Origin of the sequence: Paraglaciecola sp. MB-3u-78 (assembly GCF_002835935.1) — a bacterium.
GTDB lineage: Bacteria > Pseudomonadota > Gammaproteobacteria > Enterobacterales > Alteromonadaceae > Paraglaciecola.
In genome coordinates this window covers 15,115-34,556 of record NZ_PJCF01000001.1, presented here as the reverse complement: position 1 = coordinate 34,556, position 19,442 = coordinate 15,115, and the positions used below count along the sequence as shown (strand labels likewise).

Annotated in this window: 20 protein-coding genes; 12 read left to right on the top strand and 8 right to left on the bottom strand. The window is 40.0% G+C overall.

Translation table 11 applies throughout. From position 1 onward, the window contains the following. Positions 1-112: 112 nt before the first annotated feature. The gene (locus CXF95_RS00160) at positions 113-1,195 is read right to left on the bottom strand and encodes a GGDEF domain-containing protein (protein WP_101196831.1); all 1,083 of its coding nucleotides are present in this window, start codon (positions 1,193-1,195) and stop codon (positions 113-115) included. A gap of 585 nt (positions 1,196-1,780) precedes the next feature. Between CXF95_RS00160 and CXF95_RS00155 the strand changes: the two genes are divergently transcribed. Both CXF95_RS00155 and CXF95_RS00150 read left to right on the top strand, forming a co-directional pair. Then, positions 1,781-2,323, top strand: coding sequence for a heme NO-binding domain-containing protein (locus CXF95_RS00155; protein WP_101196830.1), 543 nt, complete (start codon positions 1,781-1,783; stop codon positions 2,321-2,323). After that, positions 2,320-3,858 carry a sensor histidine kinase gene (locus CXF95_RS00150; RefSeq protein ID WP_101196829.1) on the top strand — a complete coding sequence of 513 codons (1,539 nt, stop codon included), beginning with the start codon at positions 2,320-2,322 and terminating at the stop codon, positions 3,856-3,858. Before CXF95_RS00155 ends, CXF95_RS00150 begins: the two co-directional genes overlap by 4 nt. A 54-nt stretch (positions 3,859-3,912) precedes the next feature. Here CXF95_RS00150 and CXF95_RS00145 read toward each other — a convergent pair whose 3' ends face one another. The 4 genes from CXF95_RS00145 to CXF95_RS00130 form a co-directional block, all read right to left on the bottom strand. Beyond that, positions 3,913-4,449: an HD-GYP domain-containing protein gene (locus tag CXF95_RS00145; RefSeq protein ID WP_101196828.1), complete on the bottom strand. Its 537-nt coding sequence runs from the start codon at positions 4,447-4,449 to the stop codon at positions 3,913-3,915. Positions 4,450-4,469: 20 nt separating this feature from the next. Beyond that, complete coding sequence (locus CXF95_RS00140) at positions 4,470-4,931, bottom strand: response regulator (RefSeq protein WP_101196827.1); 462 nt, start codon at positions 4,929-4,931, stop codon at positions 4,470-4,472. A 240-nt stretch (positions 4,932-5,171) separates the two neighbouring features. Then, positions 5,172-5,690, bottom strand: a complete 519-nt coding sequence (locus CXF95_RS00135) for a hypothetical protein (RefSeq protein ID WP_101196826.1) — start codon at positions 5,688-5,690, stop codon at positions 5,172-5,174. A gap of 14 nt (positions 5,691-5,704) precedes the next feature. Beyond that, positions 5,705-7,327: an LruC domain-containing protein gene (locus CXF95_RS00130; protein WP_101196825.1), complete on the bottom strand. Its 1,623-nt coding sequence runs from the start codon at positions 7,325-7,327 to the stop codon at positions 5,705-5,707. Between the two features lie 325 nt (positions 7,328-7,652). On the opposite strand from CXF95_RS00130, the gene CXF95_RS00125 reads away from it, so the two are divergent. The 9 genes from CXF95_RS00125 to CXF95_RS00085 all read left to right on the top strand — a co-directional run bounded on the left by CXF95_RS00125 (position 7,653) and on the right by CXF95_RS00085 (position 17,805). Then, positions 7,653-8,384 (top strand): hypothetical protein, encoded by a 732-nt coding sequence (locus tag CXF95_RS00125; RefSeq protein WP_101196824.1) that lies wholly within the window; start codon positions 7,653-7,655, stop codon positions 8,382-8,384. Between the two features lie 312 nt (positions 8,385-8,696). Continuing rightward, positions 8,697-10,004: a WecB/TagA/CpsF family glycosyltransferase gene (locus tag CXF95_RS00120; RefSeq protein WP_101196823.1), complete on the top strand. Its 1,308-nt coding sequence runs from the start codon at positions 8,697-8,699 to the stop codon at positions 10,002-10,004. 2 nt (positions 10,005-10,006) lie between these two features. Continuing rightward, entirely contained in the window at positions 10,007-10,702 is a 696-nt protein-coding gene (locus tag CXF95_RS00115; protein WP_101196822.1) for a sugar transferase, read from the top strand. Between the two features lie 260 nt (positions 10,703-10,962). Further along, complete coding sequence (locus CXF95_RS00110) at positions 10,963-12,252, top strand: polysaccharide biosynthesis/export family protein (protein ID WP_101196821.1); 1,290 nt, start codon at positions 10,963-10,965, stop codon at positions 12,250-12,252. Between the two features lie 9 nt (positions 12,253-12,261). Further along, positions 12,262-13,653 carry a hypothetical protein gene (locus CXF95_RS00105; RefSeq protein ID WP_101196820.1) on the top strand — a complete coding sequence of 464 codons (1,392 nt, stop codon included), beginning with the start codon at positions 12,262-12,264 and terminating at the stop codon, positions 13,651-13,653. Then, positions 13,608-14,867, top strand: a complete 1,260-nt coding sequence (locus CXF95_RS00100) for an O-antigen ligase (RefSeq protein ID WP_101196819.1) — start codon at positions 13,608-13,610, stop codon at positions 14,865-14,867. Before CXF95_RS00105 ends, CXF95_RS00100 begins: the two co-directional genes overlap by 46 nt. Before the next feature lies 1 nt (position 14,868). Next, on the top strand, positions 14,869-15,963 hold the full coding sequence (locus CXF95_RS00095) for a polysaccharide pyruvyl transferase family protein (protein ID WP_101196818.1): 1,095 nt from the start codon (positions 14,869-14,871) through the stop codon (positions 15,961-15,963). Positions 15,964-15,978: 15 nt separating this feature from the next. Further along, complete coding sequence (locus tag CXF95_RS00090) at positions 15,979-16,947, top strand: glycosyltransferase family A protein (RefSeq protein WP_101196817.1); 969 nt, start codon at positions 15,979-15,981, stop codon at positions 16,945-16,947. A gap of 12 nt (positions 16,948-16,959) precedes the next feature. Next, entirely contained in the window at positions 16,960-17,805 is an 846-nt protein-coding gene (locus CXF95_RS00085) for a glycosyltransferase family 2 protein (RefSeq protein ID WP_101196816.1), read from the top strand. 139 nt (positions 17,806-17,944) lie between these two features. Here CXF95_RS00085 and CXF95_RS00080 read toward each other — a convergent pair whose 3' ends face one another. From CXF95_RS00080 to CXF95_RS00070, 3 genes are read right to left on the bottom strand one after another with little or no spacing between them, the layout of a single operon-like run. After that, a complete protein-coding gene (locus CXF95_RS00080; RefSeq protein WP_101196815.1) occupies positions 17,945-18,145 on the bottom strand; it encodes a hypothetical protein in 201 nt (66 codons plus the stop codon). A gap of 41 nt (positions 18,146-18,186) precedes the next feature. Continuing rightward, on the bottom strand, positions 18,187-18,384 hold the full coding sequence (locus CXF95_RS00075; protein WP_101196814.1) for a helix-turn-helix transcriptional regulator: 198 nt from the start codon (positions 18,382-18,384) through the stop codon (positions 18,187-18,189). A 1-nt stretch (position 18,385) separates the two neighbouring features. Then, on the bottom strand, positions 18,386-18,733 hold the full coding sequence (locus tag CXF95_RS00070) for a hypothetical protein (protein WP_232787544.1): 348 nt from the start codon (positions 18,731-18,733) through the stop codon (positions 18,386-18,388). 193 nt (positions 18,734-18,926) lie between these two features. Between CXF95_RS00070 and CXF95_RS00065 the strand changes: the two genes are divergently transcribed. Further along, on the top strand, positions 18,927-19,151 hold the full coding sequence (locus CXF95_RS00065; protein WP_369809259.1) for a response regulator: 225 nt from the start codon (positions 18,927-18,929) through the stop codon (positions 19,149-19,151). Positions 19,152-19,442: the final 291 nt, after the last annotated feature.

Sequence of the window (19,442 nt, the reverse complement as noted above, 5' to 3'; positions counted from 1 at the left end):
AGTTAACTGTTTGACTCTGTAACAAACAGATGAGATGTGATCCCTTTTTTCTAAGGTTAATAATGGCCAATCTTTTACCTCTTTAAACATCCCTTTAAAGTATTGCAACATTTTAACGTTTCACTTCAGGCTCACCAAACACCTTACTGACAACACAATTCCGACCTTTATCTTTACCTTTATAAAGTGCGGCATCAGCATCTCGGATGAGTTTTTCAATACTATCTATTGTATTACCATGAGCACTCACTATGCCTAAGGTTAAAGTGACTGGCTCCGGTTTTTGTGGCCCATATGGAATATTCAGGTCTGTCATTTTTTTTCGTATATTTTCTGCAACTCTTCGTGCACCATCAATATTAGTGTCGGGTAATATTAAAACAAACTCTTCCCCGCCAAATCGCCCAACAACATCCGTTGGGCGTTCACAACAATCATCTAATAACCTCGCTATATCTTTAAGGCAGTTATCTCCCGCCTGATGACCATTGCTATCATTATATAACTTAAAAAAATCAACATCAGCCATGATAAACGATAGCCAGGTGTCTGAACGTTTCGCCCTACCTACCTCTAGCAACAGCCTCGCTTCAATGGCTCGGCGGTTTAATATGTTAGTTAGGTAGTCTATATTCGATTGTTTCTCCAGTTTGACTAACAAAGTTCTAGAAATTGAAGCATATCTCGATACTACCCAAGTCGATACTAGGCACAGGTAAGTGAGCACAATATAATCACCAAATAGAACCAAATTTGGGTCTTTCGGGTTTTCAGGCACATAACCGTAGACACTCAGAACAAAAACGCCTGCTAGAATTAAACAGGTCAGTCCAAGAGATATACATGCCGCCCGCGTATTGATAAGTAACACAGTCATAATGGGAACGATCGGCGCGAGCAATATAACCGGCGCACCAAATCCACCCGTATAAACGCTGGCAAAGGCCAGACCTAAGAGCGACGTAACTACTAGTATCCAGGCTGCTATATCAATCGAACCCTTACGTCTAATATAGATAGCATTAGTCAGTCCTGTTATAACCACAAAAAATGCTGGGAGAGGTGGAGAATCGAGCCCTAAAAATATCATTTTCATCGCCACTAAACTGGCGACCAGAATAGTGACGGTAAGATTTGTAGCCTGAATTAAACTTCGCCGACCTAAGGGCACTAAAGCATCTAATTCATTCTTCACAGGTCACAGCCATTCGAGCTAAACTCTGTTAACCCATAAAAACTCAACATAGTTTTGTTATTCACTTTTTTACTCACTGTTTATTCGCCATTTAGAATGAGTTGGTTGTAAAGCAAGTCTCCATCACAAAAACAATCTGGGTGATGCTAACCATGAATACATTATCCTAAAGAGAATAAATCAAAAGCATTGGCTTTGTCAGTCAACTTTTGATCTTAAGTGGCTGGGACCTACATTAATGTTGCCACAAACTCAACTAGTCCCGACATGCGCACTTTTTCAATGTATTGTTTTAACTAAATTTATTCACTATGGTTATCTTTTAAAGGGTGTTTAAATATGAATCGGGTGTTTATTGCTAGTCTTAAAACACTTTGCGCCTGCTTTATTATCTACAAATATACTGTTAAAGTTTTGTTATCTGCCGATAAAGCTAGCAGGGATTGGGTGCACTTTTACAAGAAGTAATGAATTTACATAGGTTGATTTCATTCAATATATCTAGCATATAAGTATATAATTTTTATACAGTTAATAACTGGATTAATGAAAATAAATAACCAATAGAATTCAAAGGCGAATGACATGAAAGGCATTGTGTTTGTAAAATTTAATGAATTTATCGAAGAGTTATGGGGAGAAGATTTTTGGGATGAAATACTAGGCGAGGCAGAACTGCCAAGCGAAGGGATTTATACGACTGTTGGCACATACGATGATCTAGAGTTGTTTACCTTAATTGGCTTGGTAGTAGAAAAGAAAAACATATCAGCAAAAGATGTACAGTTTGCCTTTGGGACGTGGGTTTTTAAAGAGTTATATAATATGGCCCCAAAGGGTGTCCATGACTTTAAAGATATATTTGAGTTTTTACATGCGGTTCAGGACTTTATTCACATAGAGGTGAAAAAACTGAATCCAGACGCCTTAATACCCGAATTCGAATTTTTGTCTGAAACATCGAATAAGCTCTCATTTCATTATCAGTCTCCACGTCAGTTATGTTTTTTCTGTGAAGGTATTGTGCATGGACTTGCTGAGCATACGGGGCAAAAAATAAAGGTTTCCCAATCTGAATGTGAACATGAAGGCGGTCACCGTTGCGTGCTTGATGTAGAAAAAGTGTGAATAAAAAAATAGAGCCTCAAACTGGCGAGCTTGTATTAACTGAGAATAAGTCTGTTGAGGAACTTCAGAAACGTATTGCCGTTCTCGAACGTAAAGCCGCAAGAGAAAAGAAAGCGCGGAATATGGCTGAAAACCAGCTAGAGAGATATTCTCTGGAAATTTATCAAACTAATCAGTCTTTGGAAAAGGCATTGGCTTTTTCAACAACAAAACAATTTGAGCTCGAATACCTTGGGAAAACTTCAATGGCCGGGGCATCGCAGATGCCGCTAAACGATATGGTCGGCAACATGGTTGAACTCACTTGCGAATATTGTGCTGCAGATTATGGATTTTACTTTGTTACTAAAGATGGTGTGGAACTAGATGGGACAGTTGATAAGGTATGGAGTAAAGAACTCGGATGGCAATCTCAAAGTGAGTTGCAAATACTTGTTAACGACAACTTGCCCCTAACCGAAACTGAAATATTAGAGTCGTGGTTTGTTTCTCAGGTCAGCGAGGTTAACAATTACAATTTACAGCAGTTTGGTTGGGTGCTGTATATGAATTTTTCCTTGTCTGGCGGTAAAATTGGCTGGTTGGCATTCTTGAGCCGAAAGGAATTGGTTGATGAGTGTATTTTCCCAATCTTGGCAACAGCTAGAGATAACTTCGCTAGCGGTATCCAAAGAAGGTTAACCGATGAACGTATACTCAGACAAAATGTTCAACTTCAAGATTCAGTATACAATCTTGAAACGGCAAAATGTCAGCTCATTCAATCAGAAAAAATGGCCTCGTTGGGTCAATTAGCTGCTGGCGTTGCCCACGAGATCAATAACCCTTTAGCTTTTATACGTTCAAATATGCAGGTGCTTAAAGAGTATTTAATGGATTATAAAAGCCTGCATGATGATATTAAAAGTGAATTGCAAACACATAATAATTTGGATATGTCGTCTTTTATTGCCCTATGTAAAAAAATTGACCTTACCTATATAGATGAGGATTCTGTCGCTTTATTAACCTCCAATATTGAAGGGTTAAATAGGGTCAGAGATATTGTAGAAAACCTAAAGAGTTTTTCTCATGCTGGGGATGCAAAGCTGATTCAAATATCGCTGAATAAATGTGTTGATGCTGCGTTGAGAATTGCTGGGAACGTATTTAAATATGAGCATCAAATTGATAATCAAATGAACGATTCAAGCCCTTTAGTCTTAGGTAATTTGGGGCAATTACAACAAGTCTTTATGAATTTGTTTATCAACGCAGCCTACGCCATGCAAGGAGGTGGAAAACTCAGTATTTGGCATACTGAAGAAAACCAAAGAGTGATAATCCATGTTAAAGACACGGGGTGCGGCATGAACGAAGAGACGATAAGTAAGCTATTCACTCCTTTTTTTACCACTAAGCCTGTTGGTGTGGGTACAGGATTAGGACTATCTGTCTCCTATGTTATTCTTGAAGCACATAATGTGCAGGTCACTGTCGACTCTGAAATCGGCTTGGGCACTACCTTTAACTTATCTTTTCCAGTGAGTATTTAGGCTTCAATCTGCTGATTTTCTATTATTAAAAACATCGGTTTGGGTTGGCTTTTTTCATACTGTAGCAGTTTCGCTATCGTTGCTTTGTTGAAAACGTGTCATTCTGCCTAATGCATAACGCCAGTAATCTCTTGCTACAGATAGAATTTTTGCTCCTAGGGGGATTTGTGAATCAACTAACTTGTTGGGTCCCGCGCCATTGTGCCACTCAAATTGGTAAGTAATAATATCTGACACCGCTTGCAAATGCAGAGCCGGTCCAAGTGCAAGCTGCGCTATTTTAGTTTGACTCAGATATTCTTGCATATGATTATAGTTAAGTTCACTAAACGGCTTACTATAGATGGCTGTAACTAATCCCAATAAGCCAATTTCGCATAACAATGCTGCATAAGTAATATCACTGACTTCATCATTGGATAGCGATAAATACTCGGCTATTCGCTTAGATAATTGGCTTACACTATTTGCAAAACCGCTGTTGATATTAGGATTAATATTTATCAGGTTGTACAACACTTTTTGGGTGGCGTTATTATTGCGCTCTATTTTATTTAATGCGGTGTGAATTTTTTTAGTACGTAATTGCACCTTATCTTTAAGGTTTTGATTCAGCTCTTTAAGGCCGCTATTGTTTTTTTTATGCGCTTTTGCAGATGTATGTTTTCATTCTTTAATCTGACTTCTTGCAACCCTTCTTCGATTGAACTGATTAGCTCGTCGTTATTCCATGGTTTTTGAATATATTTGTGAATTTTTCCTTTGTTAATAGCACTTACCGTCGATTCTATATCGGCGTAGCCAGTCAATAAAATACGATAGCTGTTGGGATAAGATATGGCTACCTTTTCTAATAATTCTGCACCTGACATAGCAGGCATTCTCATATCAGAAATGATCATATGAACATCGTTGAGTTGCATAAGCTCTAAGGCTTTTGCACCACTTGAAGCGAATAACAAATTGTAGTTTTGTTTACGTAACAAACGTTTCATAGCATGAGTGATATCTAATTCGTCATCCACACAAAGCACTGTCATAGGCGGTTTAGTTACTGCATTTTCATCATTCATTTGATGTCTCCTTAACGTGCCTGTTGTTGTATTTAATAGACTGAATTGGTTGAAAAAAAAACGGACTATATTTTTAATAAGTCTATTTAGTACAATGATTTATATCATCATATAGTTACAAATTATAAAGGTTAATAGGGGCAAAAAATATCAGTATTGATTACTTACTGATATTGATTGCCCTAGTCTTAACAATACACGCAAAATGTATACTCACTCATGGTTTAAATTGCGCTACTACTAATCCACTTCAAAGACATGGCTAATATATTCTTGATCAGCAAGTTTAATCAGCACTTGGTTATTAGGACTTTGACTATTGAGTTGCAGTAACACCTGTTTGATAGACCCCGATATCTCAATAGTTTGATAGACACTTCCATGATGATCCGTCTTTACGATGCCTAACAATGATTTTTGTGCAGCTAAACTTTCTTCAGATCCTACGTTTTCAGCATCAGTAGAAAAGATACGTAAAAGCACGCCTTGCAAGGGTTGTCCATTTGAGTCATTGACAAATAATTCTAAAGTATAAGTATTGAAGGTCTGAAAGTTAAAGTCAGGTTCAACATATAGATCCTTTGATTGAGCCGCTTTAGTCACCAATTTTTCAGAATCAGGTAAATAGTCTTCTGCCACACTAACCTGGCAAACAGCCAGCAAACAGAACAAAGCTGTGCATAGAATTCTCGACAAGCTATTTGCTTTTTTTGTTAATGCTGAACTGAGTATTATTTTGTTGTTTTTAAGTCGTTTCATCATTTTCTCCTCAATTATTTAGGTTGATAAAAGTGAGTGCTGCGCTCACTTGTCTTGTACCAATCAGATGATTGTTGGCCCGATGTTTCTACCCATTGCTCATAGTCAGGGTAAGCCCATAACACATCAATATATTCACGTGGGTAATGCCAGTCATCGGTTATTTTTATAGCCCACGGTAAGTTGTTTGCTGATTTAAAATAACGTTGTTGACTTGGATCAGAGGTATCTTGTTTCGTCCCAAATCGCCCGGTATTGAACCAGTCAGTTGGTGCGTACTCTGGCATATGAATTTCTAAGGTGCGGTCAGCGGTGCGATAGATAAAAAAGTCCAGTGCTGAATGATTTAATGACAATTGGCTGTTCGTAAATTTCACATCAAAACTAAACGGAACGGGATCAAACTGAGCACACTGTTTGTTGGTATTAAACAGTGAACATTTACCTGTTTCTCCAGTTTGAGTATAGGTATGACTATTACTCCAAAGTGATATCACAGCATCGGTCTGATTATTTTCAACGCTTTTTTGATACCTGTTACCATTGATATTCAGCGTAGCACTTGCGATTTGTGCGCCTTCAATATCGACTAAGCGCAATGCAAAACCATTTTTCTGTGAGGCGCCTCTTGCTGCGATAAAACCATCAAGTATAAATCCGCTTACTAGGCCACTTGCATCATATACAGTGCGTAGACGTTCTCTTATGACTAGATCATTAAAGTCGTAGTCTCCAAGGCTCGGCCAATTATCTTCGTAAGCCAACGTAACGTAACTGTTCTGACTAGGGAAATAACTACTATAAGTGCGACGATAATCATTTGGGAATTCGTCTTGATCATCAGGTACGCCGTCTGCGTCACTGTCGTTAACATTAGGTACTTTCGTTAGGTTCTCTTTTTCTATGGCTCGCTCTGGGGTCGACTTGATACTGAATACCGCGTCATTAAAGTCATTATCGCCCCAAGTTCTAGGTAAATCTTCAAACCCTAGAATCACTTCCGCCACGTCTTCATCGTACAATAAAACAGCATGCTGACGTAACGCTGGGTCATTTTCTGGATTCAAGTCTTGTAATGAGTAGTAGTAAGGTGCAGACCTAGATTTAACTCCACTGTAATAGTCGAAACCGTTTGCAGCAATGAAAAAACCAATACTGGTTCCTGCCTCAAAAAAACCTAGGCTGACCCTGTGTCCTTTTGTCATATGTGGATAGGATAAGTTAGGAAAAACAATGGTTTCTCGGACTTCTTCTGGTGACGTGGGGGGATTTTCTGGGTCAAAGATAAAAAAGCCAAAGGAGTTTTTGTAACCTGCACCTTCGTGGATGAAGGTCACAAACACTTCAGCTTGCTCCGTAATGTGAATGGTTGACCCTTTGTCATCTGTGATGAAGGCTTGGTTTAACTCGCGTTCTGGTAAGGCGTTATTAATACGCTGAAAAAAGTCATCAGTGTACTCATCACGGCTCCAAATTAAGTTGTCAGGCTTGCCTATATTTTGGTTGTATCCTTGAGGCCATTCTTGGCCTGACAAAAACTTCCATACATATTGACCATTTTCTTGTTCCGTTGCTTGGGTTTGAAAACATAATAGGGCTAATCCCCAGATTAAACTTGTTCGATAGAATCGGTGCATAATATTTCTCTAGTTATATTAACAATGGTTGCATCACCCAATAATATGTTGGGATGCTCGTGCAAGCTCTAAGGTTTGCCAACTTCGTGCCATGTTTGAAAATATATATAAATCAATTGATTAGCTAATGTTGAGTCACTAATGGTTGCGTTATTTTATGGTTTGTTTGCAATTTGCAACGCAATACACAAGATATTCCTAAATCGCATAGCTAATTTCATGGTGCTGCTCTGAAACTTGCTTTTTACTGAGCGGTAGAATTGGATTGTTTCTTGCAATGCAAGCATTAGAAGACATCTAAAATTAGTATGAGAGTGGTGAAACTATGAAAAATAACGTGTTAGTATTTAGCATTGCACTGAACGGTTACCAATGGCTATATAAAGATTGTATTGCTTCACACAAGCGTTATGCAGACCGTAATGGTTATACTTATCAAGTTGTCACCAGACCTTATGCGACTTCTATTGGTGTGGAGTGCTGTTGGTTAAAGTTAACCTTAATGATTGAAGCCTTAGATAATGGTTATGATGCTGTATTATTTGTCGACGCTGATGCCTATATCCAAACGCACACACCTAAACTAAACAATGTGTTACTGCCTAATAAATACCTGTATTTGGCGAAAAGTTACACGGGAAGATTTAACTCAGGTGTAATGTTGATAAAAAATCATAGCAAGGTGCGAAGCTGGTTAAACACGATAATAACAGCTCGGCATCAACCAATATTGGCTGAAAATGACGTAGGCTGGGGTGAAAATGGACACATCATTGAATATACCAAGCATTGTCAATTCGTGAGCACCCTAAATCGAAGTTGGAATAATACTTACGATCCAGACTTAAATGATTATATTCGACATTTTAGTTTTGGGCCTTTACGTACCAACCTCTGGCTCAATCTAAGTCATAAGGCTCTAGCAAGATTGACCAAAATATTCAGCAAATATCAGGCTTTAACCCAGATAAAAAGCCAATCTTGTCCTCCCCAAGATAAACTTACTAATCTCACCGCATTAGTATTAAAGCGTTATTCAGAGTTTGGTCGTACCTAGCTAACATTACCGATATATGCATACGACCGAGCTCTGCAAAAAGTGCTGCTAATTCGCATTTGATATTATCAATAAACATTAATACTCCCTTTCATATACATTTTTTCGTAATAAGAAAAATTCTCAATTTGCATTTTTAAAATGAAAAAAAACAACACGTAAATTTACTTAAAATCAAATAAAAGTCTTTTATAACAATGGTTTAAATTTTTTTAAAACTTGGCACAAGATACGCAATGTAACTGTTATACGGATCCTAGAGAGATACTCACGCTCTAGGTAAACCAAAACTAGCAGTGATTGGAGATCGATATGTCAGCTAAACCATTTTTACTTCAGGAAATAAGTCGTGTTGTCGATGGGACCCAACAGCAGCGTTACTTAGGCACAGAGTTTAACCGCCCAATAAGCGCCTGTTTATTATTAATGAGCTTACCCATTCTTCTATTGAATACATATTTGGCTGTAGCCAAAGGTAAAACGGTTTTTGAATACTCTACAAAGCAAGACTGCCTTGGTAGACCTGTTCAATACCAGCGCTTTAGTTCTGGGCTATTTAAAGGTGTGCCGATGTTATGGGCTGTGTTGACCAAACGCATTAGCTTGTGTGGCATGCCCATTGATATTGAATTGACCGCACAGCAAATAGAGCGTTTACAGTCTTATTCCTTTATTCCAGCGGGTCTGTTTGATGCGGTGACTTTGCATCAAGCCAGTGGACTCGTCACCATCGAAAAATATGAGTTACTTGAACAGCAGTTTTCTGGCAACCGACTCGGGTACGTATCGCTATTATTAAAGGCCGGACTCACCACGTTTTTATATAACAATAATAAGTCTCAGTTAACCACCCCTGCTATTTTTAGTGTGTTCGGGCTGAAAATTAATAATGACACTATGACGGATGCGGTTGATTGGGTGATGTCTGAACAAGACCTCTTAATAAATGGCGAACAAAAACCTAAGAGTTGTAAAACTGGCTGCTTTGTTAATGTTAACTCAGTCAACTTAAGTGTCGATCATCCACAACTTAAATCTAATCTAAATGCTGCTAACCGCAGTTTTGCTGACGGCTCCGGATTAAGGCTTGCTGCAAAAAACCTCGGTATTAACATCAGAGATAATCTCAATGGTACAGATATGTTGCCTCAACTTTGCGAAGCTGCTCAGGCCCAAGGAATGTCAATCTATCTATTGGGAGCTAAGCCTGGGGTCGCCATTGCCACTGCTAATAACCTTCTAAAACAATATCCAAGGTTAATTATTGCGGGAGCTGAACATGGATATTTTGAGCGCACCGATGATAGCAACGCAGTAAAGCGTATCAATCAGTCGAATGCCGATATTTTGCTATTAGCCATGGGTTCTCCCGTGCAAGAACAATGGCTTAAAGATAACGCCCCACAACTGACCTGTCGCACCGCATTGGCGGTAGGTGGATTGTTTGATTTCTACTCAGGACACATTTCAAGAGCGCCAATATGGATGCGCGAATTAGGTTTGGAATGGGTCTGGAGGTTAATGCAAGAGCCAAAAAGTAAATTTAAACGCTATGTTATTGGCAACCCACTATTTTTAATTCGTACCTTTGTTTTTAACCGTGCAAGTCGAGGACTTTAATCATGACTAATCCTACTATTTCAAACCCAACTATTGACCAATATATTGTTTCCAGCGAACAAGATACTCCTTCTTATCCAGTAAAGTTGACGGGTAAACACAACGGTATACCGATGTTTCTGCAACGTTCAGCGGCTTTGATTACTTTACTGTTTTTGTCACCTTTGTTAATGATAGTCATGTTGCTTATTCGTTTAGAAAGCGGCGGCAGTTGTTTTTTTAGTCAAGATAGGATTGGTAAATATGGTCGTCATTTTAAAATGTACAAGTTCCGCTCAATGTATTTAAAAACGGATCGTCGATATGCTGAGCCTGATCCAAGTACCAGTGATCGGGACGGTATCTGCAAAAAATATAAAAATGACCCTCGTATTTCTATCGTCGGTGCATTTATACGTAAGTTCTCAATCGATGAACTGCCACAATTAATCAATATTGTTAAAGGTGATATGGCGTTAATTGGGCCTCGTCCAGCTTTGGCTATTGAGGTAAATGCTTATCCTACTTCCGCGTTATGTCGTCTTAACGGAATGCCGGGTTTATCGGGTTTATGGCAAGTATCGGGTAGGGCGGATACTGATTTTGACACCCAAGTTGCGTTAGACGACCGTTACCTTCAAAAACAGAGCGTCGGTTATGATATTAGAATATTACTCGCAACTTTACCTTGTGTTATTGGCGCTAGAGGAGCCTATTAGTATTCAGTAAAAAGTAGCTGCGATAAATAAGCTTTATCTGTCGCTTATTTATCGCAAATTGACCTCATTATCCCCTCAATCCTTTCGCAATTCGCATTTCGCAAATCAAAAATACCTTTGCAATATGCAAAAGATTAATCTTTTTAGAAAAATAAAATGCATATAAAACAGTGTGTTATGTTTATTCTGTGATTGGCCTAGTTGCTGCAATAGTGAGTGATATGAGTCACATAGACTACAGATTAGTCACGGGATATTTAATGAAGACGGTTCTATTAAATCTTACACAGAGAGCGAAAATCAGTACAGCGACCAGTGTTTTAAGTTTATGTTTATTGGCAGGTTGTGCCCAACAGCATGGTTTGCAAGAAATCGAAAATTCCTCTTCTGGTTTTTACGGTACTAAAAACGACAATGGCGAGTTGTTCAGTCAACAAAGTGTCCCGGGCAATGTATTTGCTGCACAGTTAAATTGTGTTGACCGCGCGGATTTTGCGGCACCCCTTAATTATCGGGTTGATAAACCTATCTTGTCTTCTGCTCCAAGCCAAGCGCCGTTACCTTCAAGAATGAATCCTGCACGCAATACCTTACCCCTTAGCCCAGGTGACATGATTGAAATCATGATGGAGTTCGGAGAAGGATTTAATGGCAGTTATGTATTAGACAACTTAGGTTTATTGACGTTACCTATTCTTGATCCAATTTCTGCATCTGGCATGTCGCCTAGAGAATTATCAGATCGAGTAGAAATGGCGTTAATCAAAGCTAATGTTTTTCGCCCAGCAACCGCAACGGTGCACGTTAAAGTTTTGCACTTAGCAGCAATTGAAGTACCCGTTACTGGCGCGGTATTTCAACCGGGTAGGGTGCTGATCAATAGTACACGTGCGAATGATGAGATGGATCAAAGGGTCGTAGCAGCAGGCGATTACAGTCATAAAAGATTACTTTCAGAAGCCATACGCGCAGCCTACGGCGCAAGACCCGATGCCAAGCTCGATCAAGTTATCCTTATTCGTCAAGGATGGCAGATTGAAGTCGACTTAACGGGCATATTATCTGGCTTACCCGTCAAGGATTACCCACTGATCGATGGCGATCAGGTGATTGTGCCAAGCACCGGATGTTTTCAATCTCATTTAGTTCGACCTAGCCAAATCACACCTAAAGGTTTTCGGGTCTTTATGTCTAACCTGATTGATTCTGCACAAAGTAATTCAGGTGCAGGGATAGGGAATTACTCTACAAACTTGCCCTATGGCACCAAACTATTACAGGCTGCGGTATCAGCCAACTGTGTGGGTGGTAAAGAGTGGACAAATGCTTCTCGTAAAGTGATGTTGGCGAGTATTCACCCCATCACTCATCAAACACAAGTTGTGGAACGCTCTGTTGAACAATTAATGAGACAGGCCAACCGTGATGACATTAATCCTTATGTCATGCCCAACGATGCCATAGCTTGTTACGACTCTGATATTACTAATATACGAGATGTAGCAAGCACTATTGTTGACGTGTTAAGACCATTCACGTTGTTGTTTTAGGATATTATTATGCATCATCCCATCGCTATTCCTACACGTTATCAGAAATTCAGAGCACAGGTTTATCGCATAGTGAGATGGCCATATTTAGAACTGTGTGTGTGTGGTTATTTGTTTATCGCTTTGATTGTGATGCTTTATCTGAATAAAGCACCAGTTTACCAAAGTGATCTGGAGCTGGTGTTACCTGGAACCGGTGCAACATCTAGCGTGGCCCTTGATAATGTGGGACAAGTGCAATCACAAACCAGTGCGCCGTTTTCAGCGGGTGGCTTTAACCCACGAGTGAATTACAAAGAAATGCTACTAAGCAGAGGGGTGTTGAATCTTGCCAGTGAAAAAACATCATTATCGGCTGTCAAATTTGGTCAACCTAAAATTGCATTGACTGAACAAACTTCTATTTTAGCGGTAACTATTAAAGGAAGCAGTGCTAAACAAGCAGAAGCAAAGGCATGGGCATTGTATAACAGCCTTCAAGACGAGCTAAACCGTTTACGGGCAGATGAGGTGTCTCACAGAGATAAGAGTATCCAAAGAGTGCTGGATGATTACCGTATCAGATTAAATGAAGCCCGGGCCAATATCTTACAATTTCAACAAAGCTCAACGTTTGTGTCTCAAGAGCAATTCACGTTATTAGTGAGTAGTCTACAAACCATCAAAGAAAAGCAACTTTACTTGCAAGCCGAAGCCTCTAATTTAGTCGATTACACTTTTGGCTTAGGCAAGAATTTAGGGGTGTCGGCTGATTTGGCAGGCAAGGCTTTTATCTTGCAATCTGACGTGGAATTTCGCGGTTTACTCAAAGAGTTAGACATCAGTACGTCACAATTGTCTGAGTATCAATCTCGTTGGGGAGATGGTCACCCTAAAGTGGTGGCCGAACAACAACGTTACCAAGCTGCTCGCTCTGGATTACTTATACGCAGTAATATTATTGCTGGTCCTCATGCGGCCAGCGTTTTTAGTAGCCTTGATTTAGAAATGAACCCAAAGCGTGCGCAAATGTTTGCAGACTTAATTGAAGCGTCTGCCAAAGGCCAAGGGATCACCGCACAAATTACTGACTTGCACCGCTCTGAATTACATCTTAAAGATGAACTTAAAATATACGCCCGAGAGTCGGCAGTATTAGACCGTTTGCAACGTGAGTTTGATTTAGCAGAAGCCATCTTTACTTCGGCAGCCGCTAGACTTGAAGCGGGTAAAGCTGATGTGTTTGCCTCTTACCCAGTGTTACAGCTATTAACGAAACCTTCCCTTCCTACTGACATTCACAGTCCTATTCCGCAATTAGGTTTAGCAGCTGGTCTAGTAGGCTTTTTATTCATTACTTCAGGAGTGACCGTGTTATGCAATCGCAGACGCATAATCAACGTACTGTTGAAGAGAAGTTAATTTGTTGGGCCTTGGTATTTACCTATCCTATTTATGCAATAGGTGGGTTATACATCACGGGCTCAGCATTAGGTTGGACTGTGCTAGGCGTTGTTGCGTTACGGGCCTTTGTTGAAGGTGAAAATAGCTTCAACCAGGTACCCATGATTGTGTGGGTGTGGGGGCTTGGCATGCTGGTGATGTTAATTAGTTTGTGGGTAGGCCACGCAGATTGGTCACTAGGCACCTCTCAAACCATTAAAAGCACAGTGGGTTGGGCTAAAGGTTGGGCTTTGTTGGGGGTGTTTCCGCTATTAGGCGCTGTGGTGAACCTAAAGCCTGAAAGTCTTATTCGAGCCGTATGTGTTGTGGGTAAACACACTGCTATTTTTGGGGTGATAACTTTTATTCTTTATGTAGTTCGAGTACCTGGGCAATTGTTTATCTCTCCACTACAAATTTTGGGCGGCGCTGGTGACAACTTCTTTATGGTCAGCTTATACGGATTAAACCCAGAGACAGGCGCGGGGCGTTGGCAGTTTTTTGCGCCATGGGCCCCTGCTGCTGGGTTCTTGAGCTGTATTTTTGTGATTTTCTGCTTACAAGAAAAAGACAAAGTATGGAGAAACTGGGGCGTAGCAGGTTGTGTAGTCATGGCGCTGCTATCTCAATCACGGGCAGGTTGGGCAATCTTCATCATGATAATACCGCTGTTTTTGTTTACTCGTCAGTTGAAAAACCCATGGTTATTACTGGGTCTTGGTTTTTTATTGCCTATTATTTTGCTGTTGGGCGAGCCTATCTACGAAATGGTGATGGACGCCTTTCAACAAGTTAAAGAAGCGCGCCCCGCGTCAACACGAGTGCGCACTGCATTAGAAAATTTAGCCGTGCAACGCTGGCGTGATGAAGCACCTATATGGGGCCATGGAAAGGTTGAGTCAGGTCCCAAATTAGTCGAGTTTATGCCAATAGGCTCACACCATACTTGGTACGGCTTATTGTTTGTTAAAGGTTTAGTGGGGTTATTTTCCTTAGCAATCCCAATGATTTTAAGCCTTCTCTATCTACTTGTCTTTTCGGCCCACAATGTGCAAGCACGTGCTGCTATGTGCATGTTAATTGTGTTCGCTTGTTACAGCTTTTTTGAAAACTTAGAAATTCTTGCATACCTTTATTGGCCAGCTTTGTTCTGGCTGGGTATGACCTTTAAAAATTTACGAAACGGAGAATAACATGTTTAAGCAATACCATGCTTATCTTACGGGCTATTACGGCATGCAAAACACCGGTGACGACGTGCTTTTGTATACGACGCGTTGGGCCAGCCACCATTTACTGGGTGCAACCCATAACAAAGTCAGCAGTGCGGGTTTGATTAAATGTGAAGAATTTGGCGATATTAAAGGGATGCCTGAGCCACGTTTTCGTGGTCATCAGCGACTTTCGCATTATAAAAATGCATTGCAAAGTGAGAAAGTCATATTTGGTGGTGGTTCTGTATTACATAGCACCAAAGATATCGAATTTAAACGCCATCTGATTAAGTTAGCAGGGCAAAAAGCCAGCCGAGCAGTAGGGGTTGGCATTGGTCCATTTGAGTCCCTTGAAGCAGAAAAATCCTGCACCAAGTTTCTTAACGAATGTGGTTTCACCGGCGTAAGAGATCCTCAAAGCCTAACGATTGCCCAAACTATCGCACCTAACGCTAATGTGATGTTAACCTTCGATCTTGCGCCACTCATGCTCTGCCATCAAACTAACCGCTTAATTGATATAGAACGTAATGGCATAATGTTTAATTTTTGCCAGCAAGCAGTTGACCCCTTTGGCAATGTAAACAAAAACAACGAACAAAATCGCATCGACATGGCTGTGGCAGCGATAGAACAAACCTGGCAGCAAACCCAAGAACCAATATTTTTATTGGATTTCAATAATCATTCGCAATTTGGGGATTTTTCCATTCATCAAAAAATCATGTCGCGGGTTTCAAGTGATGTGTCTATGACCCATATTGCGTACGATCCTAACCCATTTAAAGTACTGCAACGCATTGCTAGTTTTAAGGCAACAGTGTCCATGAGATTACATTCAGCAATTATGTCTTTCATGGTAAATACTCCTGGAATATCAATAAATTACCATAAAAAATGTCGCAGCTGGTGTGAACAGGTTGGGGTACCTGAAGCCTACCGATATGATGCGCAATATATTGATCCTCAACAGCTATCGCAACAGCTAAAACAGGGTATTGGCACAGGCTTTGCAAAACCGGCTATGAAACCCGATGAAGCAGTGCAAGCCGCGCTGCTTAATTGGTCAGCATAACTGGGAGCCAATAATATGAAAACAGTAAAATTTTCAGTCGTCATTCCTTTGTACAACAAAGTTGATAGTGTCATCCGAACACTCCATTCAATCTGTGAGCAGCGTTTTACTGCAGCAGAAATCATAGTGGTTGACGATGGTTCAACTGATGGCAGTGCAGCCAAAGTGGCAGCACTAAATATTCCTAACTTGGTTTTAGTGAAGCAAAAAAATCAGGGAGTCTCTGCAGCTCGTAATTATGGTGTGAGAATAGCTCAATACCAGCATATCGCTTTTATTGATGCCGACGATCAATGGTCACCATTTTATTTATATGAAATGAGTAAGTTGATCCAGCGCTTTCCAGAGCATCAATGTTTCGCCAGTAATTACCAGAAAGTAATTGCAGATGGTGGTTATCAAAACCCAAAGTTAGCCATTGGTGATATATCGCCAACAGGCTGTGTGATGAATAATTACTTTGAGGTGTGTGCTAAAGGTGACTTGCCTTTTATGCCGTCAAGTTTAGTGATAAGTACTCAACTATTTAAGCAGCTTGGGGGATTCCCTGTTGGTGAAGCCATGGGTGAAGACCAAGCACTGTTTTCGCAAATCGCATTGCAGTCTAACCTAGTTTATACGCCGCTAGTGCTAATGTTATACCACACCGATAGCGAGAATAGGGCCTGTGACAGGCATATACCTCAAGACATATTACCTTTTGCCAAACGTTTATTGGCAAAAGTAGCCGCAGGTCAGGTAGATAAACTTATCGCGCCTTTTGTGTTGCAATATTGTGCGGCGCACATTTGTCATTTAGCCAAAATCAATATTCAGGCAGGTCAATTAGCCGCTGCCAAGCAGCTACTCAAACACCCTGTTAGCAAATTTAAACCATTACATCGTCACTTATTCGGTGTGTGGTTAATCACTCAATTTCTGTTTTCAACGCTGGCAAATCTGACGCGAGTTAATCGTCAAGCTGCTCGTCAAGATTCACTTTAGTAAGAGATCAATATGAAACTTAACGCAATTTGTATTATGAAAAATGAAGCCGACATTATTCTAGAAACTTTAAATAATGCCCTTAGGTTTTGCGACATTATTTATGTGTTTGATAACGGTTCAACTGACGGCAGTTGGGAGCTTATTTGCGAAAAAGCGCTAAATGATGAACGTATTATAATAGCCGCCCATACCGATGAGATTTACCGTAATCAATTTAGAAATCGAGTGTACAACATGTTTCACCATCGTTATTCACCTTCAGACTGGTGGTATATCTTAGATGCCGATGAAATGCTCACCGAAGATCCTCGGCCTATGTTAGTGAAAGCCATGCAACACAACAAAAATCAAATGCGTGTTTGGCAAGCACAATTTTACTTCACCGATAATGACTTAGCCGTTTATGACCAAGAAGACAAAGCATTAAAAGTATCGGAGCGTCGCCGTTATTATCGAATCAACTGGCGTGAGCCACGCTTTTTTAGAAATTCACCTAGCGAAAAGTGGCCAGAAAATATAAGTGGTAAAGTGCCACCGTTTTGCCAAAACATGTATCGTCCATCGCCAATCTGCCATCATTATGCAGAGCGTACACCTGAACAAATTAAGATGCGCCGCGAAATTAGACTCAGTAATCCTTACAGCTTTTTGCATGTTAAAAACAAATCTGATGACGACTGGTTAAAACGTTCAAAAGATTGTTTTTATTATCAAGAAGGCGAAAAAATGGCCTTCCCACTGAAGGACAGAGTGATCTACTACGCCAGTCAGACTCGATACTGGTTAATATGGAGGGCTAAGAATGTTTTGTCTTTAAATACTAGGTTGTTAAACAAGGTAGCTAATTGTCTTTAGCTTTTGATGGAGTTATGAGGGCAGCGAAAGCTGCCTTTTTAAATCTTGTAGTGAACTTCGAGTCGGTTTGACTTTCCGCACGAATTGCCGCCGTTGGGCATATTCAATTTTTGATTGTGCTATCGCCTAAAAGCGGACATTAACGCCTACTTAAGCGGAAAATATAGTTGGCTAAATTTTGAACGGAGTGAAAATGGCCAACTGTATTTTTTCCATTTGCAGATAGGCTCTTATCAAAATCGCGAAAATCACCATCTACATAGAGCTTGGCCCCATGAAGCCATGAATTAGTAACTTTAATTTTATGATCTTTAACATTGAATTCGAATTCTTTTCTCATTTGAAACTCCATTTTGTGAACAACATATAACAGCTTATTTTTTACTCTTCGAAGCTAAAAATACTCTCTACTGTAACTTGAAAATAAGCCGCCAATTTTAATGCAATAACTACCGAGGGCGTAAAACGCCCCGTTTCCACTGTGCTGATTTTTTTTCTAGATACCCCAATGCCATCCGCTAGGTCTTGCTGAGATATTTTAAGTTTCCCCCGAAGCTTTGCAATATTATTGTCAAGCATGCTAATCCTGCTCTTTACGCATTATATATAGTATGGGCAAACCATAACTGAGCGTTAATATTGCAAAGTTCAGTTTAATAAATTCAATAAAGGAAATACTGTTGAAAAGCTCAGGTAAGTATTCGCCCCTGTCATTCAAGGAGGCGAGTATCACTAGGATAGGCAGTAGGATACTCATTACATTCCAACTGTATTGGTAGCCCTTCATACTAATGTAGCTAATATATTCATCGGTGAATTTACCATACCAAAGTGTCTTACGATTTGATTTTCCTTGAAATTTCTGATCTTTAAATAAACTCATCCCCATAGCGATGAATAGACCATCGAAAGATTGTTTGGTAGTCAAAATAAAGTTTGCAAGCGCACCAAAGTGGTCGGTTAGCTAACGACAGTATCTGACCCTGAGGTATCCCCACGAAATAAACAGGTAAGTAATTTTAAAATAATTTGGAACATTCACGGTACTTGGTGATCGAAGTTCTCGCTGCTGAAGAAGGAAAAGTCGCCTTAGACATCTTAAAAATTGACCGCTCGTTGACGTGGTGCTGATGGGTATCATGATGCCTGGCATAGATGGTTGCAAAACCATTCGACAAATTCTCAATCAGGCACGATTTAAAAAATTGCCGATTATCGCCTTGACTGCCAAAGCCATGAAGGAAGATCGCGATAAATGTATTGCAGTCGGAGCAAGTGACTACCTGTGCAAGCATGTGGATGCGCAACGTTTGTTTTCTATGTTACGCATCTGGATGTACAAGTGAGCAAAGAGTCATGAACAAGGACGACATCGAAAATATAGAAATAAATTTGCTACCGGAAGCCATCTATCAACGTTAGATAACATGATAAAAAGGCACCCCTTTTTTATCGGGGGATATTGCCTAGGTCGAACAACACATCCCTTTTGAAATGTGGATTTATACAATAAAAAACCGCAAATGGGTGGCGTATATAGGTAAATATACCAATTTTCAATGTTCATTTTCTCAGTATGATATATCACTAAGACACCCTGAAATTTAGTTGCGGAGCTTTCACTGAGCTTCAAATTC